Consider the following 10,392-nt stretch of genomic DNA (forward strand, 5'->3'; position numbering starts at 1 on the left):
CCTAATCCAAGCGGAAGCTGTCACCCAGGTAAATGCGGCGGGCTTCGGGGTCATTTGCTAAATATTCCGAAGAGCCCTCGGTAAGCACCTGGCTCTTGTACATAATGTAGGCGCGGTCAGTGATGCTGAGTGTTTCGCGCACGTTGTGGTCGGTAATGAGCACGCCCATGCCGCGTTCCTTGAGTCCCGAGATAATAGACTGGATGTCGGCCACGGCGATGGGGTCAATACCGGCGAAGGGTTCGTCGAGCAAAAGGAAGGAGGGGTCGCTCGCCAAGGCGCGGGCAATCTCTAAACGGCGACGTTCGCCACCCGAGCAGCTCATGGACTTGGTCTTGCGAATGTGCGTAATCTTGAATTCCTCAAGCAGCTGTTCCAAACGGAGCTTGCGTTCGCGGCGCTTCATGTCTTGCGTCTCGAGAATCGCCATGATGTTCTCTTCGACGGTGAGCTTGCGGAAAATGGACGCCTCCTGCGGGAGGTAGCCTACGCCAAGGCGAGCGCGCTTGTACATGGGCTTGTCGGTCATCTCGATGTCGTCGAGGAATATGTGGCCCGAGTCGGGACGCACCATGCCCACAATCATGTAAAAGGAAGTTGTTTTGCCGGCGCCGTTGGGGCCGAGCAAACCGACAATCTCGCCCTGCGATACGCTAATGGAAACGTCGCTCACCACTTGGCGGCCACCGTAAATCTTGCGAAGCTTTTCGGTGCGAATCGTGCTTACCAAATTTTTCATTTTTTCTCCGTTTCCTTTTTCGCGTTCTTGTCGTTCTTTACAGGGGTCGTCTCGTCCGTTTTTTGCGTTTGCCCATCCGCCGCCTTCTTTTTCTCCGCCATATCCTTCATGCGTTTGCGAAGTTCAAAAGCGTGAAGCGCCTTTTGCGCCTTTTTCTTTTTTTCCTCGTCGCTCATCTCTATATTAGCTTTTTCCGTGCCCTTTTTGTCAAGAGTGGCGACCGTTCCGCCTTCCTTTTGGAGCGCCGCAATAGAATCCTGCTTCGCCGCTTCCTTGAGCGCCTTGTTGCGGTTTTCTTTTTCGAGGTCAATGTAACGGCCGCTCGCCATGGTCGAGTTCCCGAGCAGCTTGAGCGACTTCACTGCGTTCTTTTGGGCGTCAAATACAATGTTAATGGTATCGCCCGCCGCCTCGTTTTTACCCGCAACAGAGCGATCTTTTTTCACGTAAAAATAGGTGCTTTGCGCCTTGCCCGATACCACCGCGTAATCCATTTTGCCTTTTTTGAAGTACAGGTCCAGACGGTTTCCGTCCATCAGGTTGCGATAATCAGGGAGGTCGGTCTCGTAAAAGAACCCTTTGGCATTCAGGTTCACATACAGGCGTTCAATTTTGTTGTTGGCGAACTCGCAATAGAGCGTGTCGCCAAAGGCCTCGGTCACGCTCCCAGGGGATCCCTTTTTAGCGTCTTCCTGCTGCACGCCGTGAGCGTTTCGAATCACGAGTGCCGACTTGAGCGACTTGTCCGATTCGTCGAGAACCAAAAAGAGCGAGTCGCCGGTCAGGTGGTAATTCTTCATGTCGCAGGTAGGGTGGCCCTTCATGCTGAGCCAGTTGTTTTTGCGGTCAAAGTAGCCCGTGTCGCAGGTGACCACCATGTCTTTTTGAGTGACCTTCACGCTGTTGAACGCCTCGGCAAAAGATTCCTTTTTATTGTAGACAATCCGCTTGGCCTCAATGGTCACTGTGTCGATGGTGCTGTCTTTTTGATGTTCGAACTGGAAAAGCTTGGGCTTGTCGGGCATGGTCAAGATTTCTTGCTTGCGGTCGTAAATCAAATGCTCGCCCGTGAACATGTACGAGCCCGCCGAATCCGCCGCCTTCACGTCGCCCGTCGCCGTCGCCACTTCCTTCTTTTTGTTGTACATGCCAGTCTGCGCCTGGATAGAACCCGACGGGTGCGTAAAAAGGAAACCACCATCGCATTGCACCACCTCGGTGTTTTTGTTCCAGCTCGCCCTCTGGGTGCGGAACTGAATAGTGTCGTGCACAAAATGCACTCGGCCCTGAAGCAATAGCGTCCCGTAGGTGCGCGCCACGGCAAGGCTGTCGGCATGCTTCATAATGAGCGGCGAAGACTGCGCCGCAGCAAGAACCGCCAAAAGCAGAGTACCGCCCACAACAGCGCGAATCATTTGGGCCAACCGAATCATTGGGCGGTTCCCCCCCTAGAGTTCGCGCCTCCATGATTCATAAACTTCATTCGCTTCAACTTTTCGCGAATCTCGTGCCTATGGGCTCGGGAAATGGAATCGTCGGCACGAGCAGCGGAATCCTCGGCGGAAGTACGCTGATGGTTCGCCTGCTTCCAAAGAGGCGTCGAAGAGACCGGGGCCGGGACAGCCGCATTGGCGGAAGCCTGCGCTGTAGAATCCGGTTTTTTCTCCAACTCCTCGGCCTGCTTTTTGTCTTCTTCCTTGAGGCGTTTGGCAGCATCCTGGAAAATGCCCGTCACGCTGGAGAGAATCCTCCAGTGATCCATCTTGGCGTCACTCTCGAACCCCTTGCCTTGCAAAACGTCGCCGTCCTCGGAGACAACGCGCACATAGCTCTCGGTTTTGACCAGGTTGTCGGCCTTGTTCCACAAAAGCGAATCGGCTCGCACCGAAGCGCCCTTGGGAGTCAACGCGTACACATGACCATAGGCATAAACGTAAGTGAACTTCATGTCGAGCCTGCCGGAGTCGGCGCGCAAAAAGGCGACGCGCTCGCCCAGCGAATCGTAAATGTCGACCAGGACAGGGCGCACAAAAATGATTTCCTTATCGGCCCAGCGTTCCAAATACGCCGTCTTCAATTTCCAACTCAAAACAGCCTCGTCGTAGCTGTCAAGGAGCGTCGTATCGGTAAACAGCATTTGCGGGCGCTCCACCTGCAGCCAGGGTTTTTCTTCTTCAATCTCCTCACACCCCGAGAAAAAGAACAATGCCGCCACAAGCGGGAATATCATCCATCTTTTCATTTCTTTTTCTTCTTGGTAAAAAGGGAATCCAAAAGTCCTTGGCGCCACAAGGTGAAAAGCAGACCCAATGTAGCCGCAATATACAACAAAACGTCTTGATAGAATTCCAGATGGAAAACCGTATTGGCGCCAATGTAGAGCCCGAGCAAAACGAGAATCCAGAACACCTGCGCCAAAAGCGAGATGTTATAGGGCCAATACCCCATGCGGACAAGGTAGACGTTCATCCACACACATTGAAGCAACTGGTACGAGGCCGTGGCGAAGGCGGCGCCCGCAAGCCCAAATCGCGGAATTAAGAGCGCGTTGGCGATAAGCGAAAACACAAGCGTCACCACGTTCAACTTGAGCATAAAACGGCTGTTGCCCATGCCGTTGATGACCGTGCCCGAAAGCCCAAAGAATCCGTTAAGCAGGTTGCCAAAAAGGAGGATGCCCAGCACCTCGGGGTTTCTCACAAAGGACTTGCCAGCAATCATCAAAATCTCGTCGGGGAACAGCACAATGAAGAAACCAATAAAGAGCTGGATGAGCGTCACCATAGCGACGCAATAGCTGTAGGTCGCCTTGAGATCCTTGCCGTAGCGTTCGGGTCGCATGCCCGCCACCACAGGGAGCAAAATCGGAGCGTAGCTCAAACTGATGGTGCGGAGCCCGTTCGAGATGGTCACCATGAGGGCATAAACGCCGGCAGGGCCCGGTCCCAAGAACAAAAGCACCATCCACAAGTCCATGCGGAGCAAAAGCGAAACCACCACCTCGGAGAAGCCGAGCGGGAGTGCATAGCGGAACAACTGGGCATCCACTTTACGCTTGGTAAAGAACAGAATGTTGGGGAACTGCGACTGAACAAGACCGCCCAAAATAATAGCACCGATAAAATTGGCGATCAACAAACCAAGCGGCAGGGCGTGCTGGCCAGGCATCCCGCAAAAGTGGAGAACAATGGCAATCAGCGGCGCCAAGGTGGCGACAGCAAAGTCGTTCACAAAAATCTTGTATTGAGGTTTGCGGTTCCCCTCGGAAGCCCCCGAAAAAACGTGAATCATCACCCAAGGGATGAGCGAGCCAAAAAAGAGCGACACATCCAAAGGCGAGAGCATGGCGAGACTCGTCGAATAGTGATGCAACCCGAACAGCGACGAAACGGAACCCACGACAAAAAGCAAGACCGCAATCAGCACGACCCGGCGCAACGACTCGGCAACGCCATAGTAAGCAGGCCGACCTTCAAGCCTGTTTTGCGGGATAAACCAGTGCAAGCCCTTGTCGAGACCCAAAACGGCCACGCGGCTGAGCATGAGCATCAACAACTGCACCGAAACGTAAATGCCAAAAATTTCCTTGTCAAAAATGCGGGCGACAAGGATCATCAACACGGGGCCCGCCACCTTGAATATGGTCCCGAGCACCGAGAAGAGTGAACTCCGCATCAGGTACTTTTTGTCGGTGGCAAAATCGTCCTTGGGAGCAGACTCTTGCGCAGCCACATTCTGCCACGGCTGCTCGCGCAGGTTCACGCCATTGAGTTTGCGTTTTTCAAAACGCCTCCACAAGAACTTGTAAAAGAACCACCCCATCGCACTCGAAGGAAGGTTGTGATACAGGAAGCGCTCGGTAAAGTTCCAACGGACCGACTTGCGGTTTACTCGACGGAAACTGGTGTAGCACCACAGTTCCTTGTCGTAGCCGCGCTTGCCGTACTTGAGCATACGGTGGATGATTTCGTGGTCCATCAAGGTGAAAGGCCATATCTTTGTGGAATAGCCACCGCACTTGAGGAATGGATCTGTCCGGTAAAAATGCCCGTACCCGCCAGAAAAACAGCGGTCGGCAAAATGCTTTGAAAGGTTGTAGCACTTTTGAATGAAGTTCTTTTGTTCTTCCTCAGCCCACTCCTCGTTCAATCCAAAAGCGAGATAACAGCTGTAGTCAGGATTTTCAACAAACCGCTTTTCGGCGAGCTCTAACGTGTGCGGCGGAAACCAGGTGTCGGCATCGGTGCAGAGCGTGTATTCCGTTTCCAAATGCGTACAACCCAGTTCCAAGGCGTTCGCCTTGCCCTTGCGCTCTTCCCGCAGAATCTCGTAAGGCACAGGTGAGTTCTCGAGAACTTTTTTAGCGACATCCACGGAATCGTCAGTAGAGGCGTTGTCAATGAGAATGAGTTTGGCGGGAAGCCTTGTCTGGACCAGGAGGCTCTGCAAAAGGCGCGGCAAAAATTTCCGTTCGTTGTAAAACGGAATCAATACGGTAAAACCGGGCAGGTAGCTTTCCTTGGCCTTTATCTCCATATAGTTCAAAGATAAAAAATTCCAGTGCGCTTATTTTAGCGGTAAAGGCCATACCACTCCAAAGAGTGAGCCTGCCAAGAATTTTGCCGCATGTATCCTAGGGCACGTTCACCCTTGGCCAGAATCTCGCCCGATTCGCAACCATCCAACGCCTTCTGGAGCGCCTTCGCCAATTCAACCGCGTGTTCCTCCGCGGTGGCGTAATGGTAGGTGTAAAGACAGTCGGCCTGTTTTTGGATGTCCTGAGCGCCCGCAATGTCGGGGCATACCACCGTTTTGCCGTACGAACAGGCGAGCAGCACCGTACCCGAGTTCAAAGCCGAATCATACGAATAGGGGGCTACAAGGAACGAGGCCGCCCTCAGGTAAGCACTCAACTCGTTATCGGGTACAAACCCGGGGGCAAAAATGACTTTGTCCTTAACCGCAGGGTCCAATTTGGCGATGCCCTTTTGCAGTTCTTCCAAATAACCGGCGGGACGCACTCCCCCGCAAATCAAAAGCGTCGCCCTATGGGCAGGGAAGTTTTGAACGAGAAGTTCAAGATTCTTGTACGGACGAATCGCCCCCAAAAACAGTACCAGCGGGGAGTCAGGATCAATACCAAATTTTTGACGAACATCGAGTGCGCTCTCGGGGTACGAATCGAAGTAGTCCCCATGAGGGATTAGCCTTACCTTAGACTCAAACCCCTTTAAAAACTGGAGCCCGCGACTACCTTCGCTCATAATGTGGATGACCGAGGCATAGCGCAACAGCAAAAAACGGAGGATGCCATTGTACCAAGGCGCACCGCCATGCGGAATGGCGTTGTGGACCGTCCACACGATTTTTTTACCGGCAAGCCTAAGGCGCAGCAATATGTAGAGTCGATACCAAAACGAGAAAAAAGAGATGCTCTGGTCGAACCAGTTGAAGTGATAAACGTCCTGCTTAAAGAGTTCGGCGCTTTTGGCCTTGGCCATGTCTAAAAAACCGCGGCATTCAAAACTGCCCTCGGTGCAAAGCAACCGGGCTAAATTGGCGAGAAAGTGGTTGGAGGCATTCTCGCAAGTGGGGTAAAAGCAGACTTTGGTTTTGCGCATGGAGTGTACCATTCCAAATATACTATATTGGGGGCATGACGAAAATCCCGTACGCGATGGCAATCGGCAACTGGCTACCCTACAGCGAGACCTTCATCTACGACCAGGTGAAGCATGCCAAGAAATACGAGCCCTACGTACTGGCCCGCGGCCTGAACCCGGCACGCGAAAACTTCCCCTACGATCACGTCACATCGCTCGGCCCCGTCGCGCGGATGCTCTACTATGCGGCACTCCCCTGCGGCAAGTTTGCAAGTGTCATAAAGGAAAGCGGGGCGAAGTTCATACACGCGCACTTCGGCACCAACGGGGCGTTGATTGCGGCCACCGCACGCAAGGTCGACAAGCCGCTCATCGTGACGCTCCACGGAGTGGATGTGGGAATCTTGCTGAACCCGCACATCCCCATCGACTACCTATTTTACAAGCGCACATACAAGAGAATGTTCGAGACGGCGCAGCTGTTGTTGCCCGCCTCGCAAGAGCTCGCCGATTGCCTGGTGCAGCTGGGCGCCCCCGAGAGCAAGATTCATGTACACAGGCTCGGCGTCGACACTTCGGCATTCACGCCGTTCAAGCGTCCCGAACGACCCGCCCAGTTCCTGATGATCGGCCGCCAGGTCGAAAAGAAGGGCTTTGAATACGGTCTTCGTGCATTCGCGAAGATTGCGGGCAAGCACAAGGAATCGACGCTCACGCTCATAGGCAAGGGCCCGCTGCAAGAACAGCTCCAAAGCCTCGCCACAGAACTCGGTATTGCAGACAAAGTCATTTTCAAGGGAAGCGTCGCCGCGCAGCTGATGCCCGAGCTTCTCGCGAACTACGATGTGCTCGTGGCCCCCTGCATTGTCGCGAAAAACAACGACCGCGATTCAGGACTCATCGTGCTCAAGGAAGCCGGAGCAAGCGCCATGGCAAGCATCGGCACGTATTGCGGCGGGCTTCCCGAAATTGTCGAAGACGGCAAAACCGGCTATTTGGTGGGGCAGCACGAAGTTGATTCGCTAGCCGAATCCATGGACGCCCTGGCAAGCGACTACAATCTGCGCACGCGGATGGGCATAGCCGCCCGCGCCAAGATGGAAGCGGAATACGACACCGTCAAGCAGAACGAAAAACTAGAAGAGATCTTCGACAAGCTTGTTTAACGCACCCTTGAGATCGTGAATCAATCGGTAACGGACGATTTCGGCTTCGTCCTCCTTCCCGTTGCGCAACTTGAGCAGGTCAATATACTCGCTTACCGAGTCAACGCCGAACTGCACGTCTTCCATTTCCCAGAATCTATCCCCGTCCATGGAACCTCGGTACTTTACCGAAATGAACGGACGCAGTTCACCCTTGTTGTTTAAGCCAAGAACATCTATTTCGCTTGCCATGCCGTTGTTAAGTACAAACGCATGCACTCCCGTGCTTGCACTGTACTCGGCATGTTTCAAGTCGAGAACGTAAAAAAGAACACCATCATTCGTAAACGTTCCGCCCTGCGCGACAGCATCATCCCATTCCTCTTGAGACAGGTCGGCATGTTCAAAATCCATGCGATAGCCAGAAAGCAACGTAAGATCATCGCCGTTGCCAAAAGAGCGGGAATACTCGAACACAGAATCTCCGTACGAAGAATACAGGTGCCCGTCCACCGGGTTTACCGCAATCCAGGCGGCTCCCGCTTGAGTTTTCTCTGGGAACCTCGCAAATTTCACGAAATTGAGGTCCGAATCAAGAACAACGACAATAGGAACGGCGCGCCTTGTCGTCAGCGGATGAACACGTCCTGTAGTTGCGACATAGATTAACCCCTTGTAATAGGAGATTCCCCCGAAATGGCGGTAGAAGCCATCCTTCAAGAAATGCTGTATCCTCATCAAGTGGAGCTTCGCTACAACCTTCCGAGGGTTCTCTTTTGCAATCTTGTAGATTTCCCACTGGTTCGTGATGTAGTAATGTTTCGAATCGTCCGTAATTCCCTGGATTTCATCAACGTCGATTTCTTTGGGCCATTCACCTTTTTCTACAAGCGGACCTACGCAGACAAATGCGCGAGGCACCTTGGTGACCAAGGGGGAGACGTTTTCCGGCTCATCTTCCACGACGGTAAAGTTGATTTGCGGGTTATCCAAATCTGCAAAGGCGCAGACGACGCAAATAAAAAGACATGTAATTCCATTCCGTACAAAAAAAACGTCCATTTTTTTAAAATAGACATTAAAAAAACGTTTTTACAACATATGGCGTTTTTTTTTTGATAAAGGGCCATTTACGGGGGACAGGATGCCCGACGAATCCCGTCAAGGCATCAGCTTGTTCTTTGTCACCACGAATTCCCAAGCACGCGCGGCGGCGCGCATCTTCGCGGTTGTCTCGGCGAGAAGCTTTTCATCCACAGTGACGCTGCGTCCCGAAACGAATCCTTCGACCGGGCGAGAAACGTCCCAGTCCGCTTTCCAACTGGCGGTGCGCACGGTGGCAGGCGTAGCATCGTCCATGCCCGCGAAGAACGCGAGGGAATCGATACGGTAGGCGATTTCGCCTTGGCGGAAAGAATACACGCCGGGAAGTTCTCGTAACGGCACGACAGAAGAATCCGCAGAATCGGAAGGCTGCAGGGAATCCGCGGAATTGGGCGGAACCGCTTTCGAAATAAGCTTTGCGCCCATGAAGTGGTTCGATACATCGAGTCCCAGGAAAGCGACAATCGACGAGGCGATGCTTCCCTGCGATACGGGACGCAGGTCCATTGTCCGTTCGGCACCCGCTCCGGCGAAAATCAGCGACACCCAGGTCTCGCCTTCGTGAATCTTGCCGAGGCGTTCCGATTCCGCCGTCTGCGCGCTGTTCGGGTACGAATGGTCCCCCACCAGAATGAACAGAGTGCTATTCGCGCGCGGTCCGTTCTTCACCTCGTTCACAATAATCCCGAGGGCGCTATCCATGTAGGCTTCGGCACGCAGGTAGGCCGCTTCTGCATCGGCAGGGCGTTCGCCCATATCGGCGGGCAAGTCGAACGGGATATGCATACTGCGGCTCATCCAATGGAAGAACAGCGGCTTATCCTTATCGCGTTCGCGGTACATCTCCACGAAGCGACGGGCAAGCGCGACATCGTTGTCGTTTTCCGGCTTGAATTCGTTATAGTCGAACCACTTCTGTTGCCACACGAGTTCGTTGTCGAGCTTCGGGTCGGAACCGCAGAGCACCTGCCTATTGTAACCCGCCGCCTGCAGCACATCGCCAATCGAACGCATGCGCGTGTTGGGATAGTTGTACAGGAAAGTCGCGCGCGGATGGCTCGGCACACCCACCATGATGCCAAGGAAACCTTCGATGGACGGGTAGCCCACGCTGTGCGCGTTCGGGTAGTAGGTACCGCTTAAAACAAGCTTGCAAAGGTTCGGGAAACGCATGCAGCTCCTGGTACGCATATCGCTTGTCCAGCCACGCAAGCTCTCGATATTGAAGAGGATGATGTCCGGACGCTCTTCGAGGGGGCGCGCTTTGAAAGCATCGAGGCTTGCCTTCTCCACCGCATCTGCATTCGCGGAATCGCCGCCCGCCCAATGCCAGAACGGATATTCCGCATCGGGATTGCCTCCCAGCGCGAGGATGCCTTCGCGGTAATCGGCCGGCGGCTCCAGCGACTCGAACGCATGCAAAGCCTCCTCGACAAGCACGTACGGGATAGGCTTGATGCGCGGCCAGCGGCGGTGAGACGGGTTGAACCACATGTGCGACGTGCAGCCAAGAATCGCGAACACGAGAATCGCTACGACAGGCGCCACGAAAGACTTATGGAACGGACGCGCGACGGCACGCTCCAGGCGGTTCCCGCGCGAAAAGAACGCGAGACCGACGATGGCCGCGACCACCGTAAAGAAACTGAACAGGAAATGGAACGCGCCTTCCTTGAAAATACTTGCGACAAGGCCCGTATCGGATACGGGAAGATGCCCCAAAGTTAGTTGAAATTTCTGCAACCAAAAAGAAAAAGGTGGTCTCCAACTTGTAAATTTGGTTCAGCAAAAAAACACCAAG

General features: G+C 53.7%; 8 protein-coding genes. 1 reads left to right on the top strand and 7 read right to left on the bottom strand.

The features are described from left to right. Position 1 precedes the first annotated feature (1 nt). Genes lptB through BUB55_RS08545 form a run of 5 tightly spaced genes read right to left on the bottom strand, consistent with a single transcriptional unit; the run spans position 2 to position 6,360 of the window. Positions 2–739 (bottom strand): LPS export ABC transporter ATP-binding protein, encoded by a 738-nt coding sequence (lptB, locus tag BUB55_RS08525; RefSeq protein WP_073189965.1) that lies wholly within the window; start codon positions 737–739, stop codon positions 2–4. Then, a complete protein-coding gene (locus BUB55_RS08530; protein ID WP_234971871.1) occupies positions 736–2,172 on the bottom strand; it encodes a hypothetical protein in 1,437 nt (478 codons plus the stop codon). Before BUB55_RS08530 ends, lptB begins: the two co-directional genes overlap by 4 nt. Further along, on the bottom strand, positions 2,169–2,981 hold the full coding sequence (lptC, locus tag BUB55_RS08535; RefSeq protein ID WP_234971872.1) for an LPS export ABC transporter periplasmic protein LptC: 813 nt from the start codon (positions 2,979–2,981) through the stop codon (positions 2,169–2,171). Before lptC ends, BUB55_RS08530 begins: the two co-directional genes overlap by 4 nt. Then, positions 2,978–5,275 carry a glycosyltransferase gene (locus tag BUB55_RS08540; RefSeq protein WP_073189967.1) on the bottom strand — a complete coding sequence of 766 codons (2,298 nt, stop codon included), beginning with the start codon at positions 5,273–5,275 and terminating at the stop codon, positions 2,978–2,980. Before BUB55_RS08540 ends, lptC begins: the two co-directional genes overlap by 4 nt. A gap of 35 nt (positions 5,276–5,310) precedes the next feature. Then, the gene (locus BUB55_RS08545) at positions 5,311–6,360 is read right to left on the bottom strand and encodes a glycosyltransferase family 4 protein (RefSeq protein WP_073189968.1); all 1,050 of its coding nucleotides are present in this window, start codon (positions 6,358–6,360) and stop codon (positions 5,311–5,313) included. A 35-nt stretch (positions 6,361–6,395) separates the two neighbouring features. Between BUB55_RS08545 and BUB55_RS08550 the strand changes: the two genes are divergently transcribed. Next, positions 6,396–7,508 carry a glycosyltransferase gene (locus BUB55_RS08550; RefSeq protein ID WP_083596949.1) on the top strand — a complete coding sequence of 371 codons (1,113 nt, stop codon included), beginning with the start codon at positions 6,396–6,398 and terminating at the stop codon, positions 7,506–7,508. On the opposite strand, the gene BUB55_RS08555 is transcribed toward BUB55_RS08550, so the two are convergent. Beyond that, the gene (locus tag BUB55_RS08555) at positions 7,479–8,480 is read right to left on the bottom strand and encodes a hypothetical protein (RefSeq protein WP_143152978.1); all 1,002 of its coding nucleotides are present in this window, start codon (positions 8,478–8,480) and stop codon (positions 7,479–7,481) included. The two genes, BUB55_RS08550 and BUB55_RS08555, sit on opposite strands and share 30 nt — an antisense overlap. A gap of 168 nt (positions 8,481–8,648) precedes the next feature. Beyond that, complete coding sequence (locus BUB55_RS08560) at positions 8,649–10,313, bottom strand: LTA synthase family protein (protein ID WP_073189973.1); 1,665 nt, start codon at positions 10,311–10,313, stop codon at positions 8,649–8,651. Positions 10,314–10,392 lie beyond the last annotated feature (79 nt).

The sequence above is a fragment of the Fibrobacter sp. UWP2 genome (assembly GCF_900141705.1).
Taxonomy (GTDB): Bacteria; Fibrobacterota; Fibrobacteria; order Fibrobacterales; family Fibrobacteraceae; genus Fibrobacter.